The following is a 2,212-nucleotide window of genomic DNA, read 5'->3' as shown; positions in this document are numbered from 1 at the left end:
CCGGCCATCACCTCGTCGGCGATGTAGATGATGTCGTGCTTGTCGCACAATGCCCGCACGCCCTGCATGTAGTCACTGCCCGGCAGCATGATGCCGGCGGTGCCGGGAATGGTCTCGAGGATGAGCGCGGCGATCGTCGACGGGCCTTCGAGTTCGATGGTGCGCTCGAGGTGGCGCAAAGCCCGTGCTGTCTCCTCCGCCTCGGTGGTGGCAGAGAATTCGGACCGGTAGAGGAAGGGCCCGAAGAAGCGGACGACTCCGGAGTCCCCGCGGTCGTTGGACCAGCGGCGCGGGTCGCCGGTGACGTTGACGGCGGTCTCGGTGCCGCCGTGATACGAACGGTAACGGGAGAGGACCTTGTGTTTGCCGGTGTGCAGCCGGGCCATGCGGATCGCGTGCTCGTTGGCGTCGGCTCCGCCGTTGGTGAAGAACACGTGGTCGAGGCCCGCAGGGGTCCGGTCGGTGATGAGTCGCGCGGCCTCCGACCGGGCAGCGTTGACGTGGGCGGGGCTGATCGTGCACAGCAGGTCGGCCTGGTCCTTGATGGCTTGCACGACCTTCGGGTGCTGGTGCCCGATGTTGGTGTTGACCAACTGGGAGGAGAAGTCGAGGAAGGATTGCCCTTCCCCGTCGACGATGCGCGAGCCCTGGGCCCGGGAGACGGTCATCGGATCGATCAGTTCCTGGGCCGACCATGAGTGGAAGACATGTGCCCGGTCGAGTTCGTATGCCCTGGCCGATTCGTCCTTGATCGCTGAGATTTCAGTGTCGCTGAGCTGCTGCACTCCCCATCACCCTTTCACCATTGTTCAGGCAATCGCCACACGTCTTCCGCGTCGGGTGGCGGCGCGCGTTCCGCGCGTGTCCGCTCATCGTAGATCAGATTCACACGATTGCCGAGACCACCCGCGTCCGTGGCGTTGGGTAGAGTGAAACGCATGCCCTACCGCACCATCGCTGCCCCCACCGAAGCCGAGATCGAGATCAAGAAGTCACGCTTCATCGGGTTCGTCGCACCGGTCGCCGACGAGGCAGAGGCCAGGGAAGTCATCGCCGAGCGCAGGAACGCTCATCCGAAGGCGCGCCATCACTGCACGGCGTTCGTCCTCGATCCCGATTCGCGCACACAGCGGTTCAGCGATGACGGTGAACCGGCGGGCACGGCCGGGGCACCGATCCTCGACGTCGTGACCGGTCATGGGCTGACCTTCGTCGTCGCGGTCGTGACCAGGTATTTCGGGGGAACTCTGCTGGGTGCGGGAGGACTCGTCCGCGCTTACGGCCAGGCCACCTCGGCGGCGTTGGACACGGCTCGCGTCGTGACGAAGCATGAGTTGGTGCCCGTGCGCGCCGACGTCGACTACGCCCAGGCCAATGCGCTTCAGCGGGCCGCCGGGAACCGCGGATGGACGACGCGAGCTCAGTACGGCGCGCAGGTGGAGATCGACATGATGACCCCCGTCGCCGAGGTGGATGCTGCCCTGGCGATGTACGCAGACATCACCGCCGGACAGGCAGAGCCCTCCGTCGGTGATGTCGAATGGGTGTGATCAGTATCGGACGGTTCAGTCCAGCGTTGCGATCTTCCCGACCTGAGCGTTGGTCAACATGACGAGATCTTCGGGTCGGATCTCGATTTCGAGACCGCGCCGACCTGCAGAGACGAAGACCGAGGAGTGCTCGAGCGCAGTGCGGTCGATGACGACCGGAACAGCATGGCGCTGGCCGAACGGGGAAACCCCACCGACCGGGTAGCCGGTGCGACGCTCGGTCTCGGCCACGCCCGCCAACTGAGCCTTCTTCGCTCCGCGTGCGGAGGACAGGCCCTTGAGGTCAAGCTGCCCGGATACGGGAACCAGAGCGGTGACGGGTGCGCCGTCGACCTGGATCATGAGGGTCTTGAACACCTGGTCGGAGCCGACGCCGAGCTTATCGGCGGCCTCTGACCCGTAACGGCGGGTCCTCGGATCGTGATCGAAGCTGTGCAGGGTGTAATCGATGCCTGCCAGGTTGAGTACGCGGACGGCCGGGGTAGCCGCGCTTGTCGGTTTGGATGCCACTGTCATATGGGGGTCGTGCCTCCTGCCCGTAAATCGGCGGGGACACGCGGAACATTTCTGTCCGGGGGCTGTTGACCCCTGTGTTCCCGCGTCGATACGGACGGAATGTTGTATCGAGTGCTGATGGGTACCCGCCCACAATAAGCGAAGTC

Annotated in this window: 3 protein-coding genes; 1 reads left to right on the top strand and 2 read right to left on the bottom strand. The window is 65.0% G+C overall.

Annotation, left to right across the window (positions count from 1 at the left end):
* Positions 1 to 785, bottom strand: a 785-nt coding sequence (locus L0G76_RS15890; RefSeq protein WP_304358098.1) for an aminotransferase class III-fold pyridoxal phosphate-dependent enzyme, incomplete at its 3' end; no start/stop codon positions are given.
* Between the two features lie 153 nt (positions 786 to 938).
* Here L0G76_RS15890 and L0G76_RS15885 point away from each other — a divergent pair.
* Positions 939 to 1,550: a YigZ family protein gene (locus L0G76_RS15885; protein WP_304358097.1), complete on the top strand. Its 612-nt coding sequence runs from the start codon at positions 939 to 941 to the stop codon at positions 1,548 to 1,550.
* Positions 1,551 to 1,565: 15 nt separating this feature from the next.
* Here L0G76_RS15885 and ybaK read toward each other — a convergent pair whose 3' ends face one another.
* Entirely contained in the window at positions 1,566 to 2,066 is a 501-nt protein-coding gene (gene ybaK, locus L0G76_RS15880) for a Cys-tRNA(Pro) deacylase (RefSeq protein WP_092103749.1), read from the bottom strand.
* Between the last annotated feature and the right edge of the window lie 146 nt (positions 2,067 to 2,212).

The organism is Brevibacterium picturae, from assembly GCF_030453725.1.
Classification (GTDB): domain Bacteria; phylum Actinomycetota; class Actinomycetes; order Actinomycetales; family Brevibacteriaceae; genus Brevibacterium; species Brevibacterium sandarakinum_A.
The sequence above is the reverse complement of the archived record's forward strand: the minus strand, read 5'-3'. Positions and strand labels throughout refer to the sequence as shown.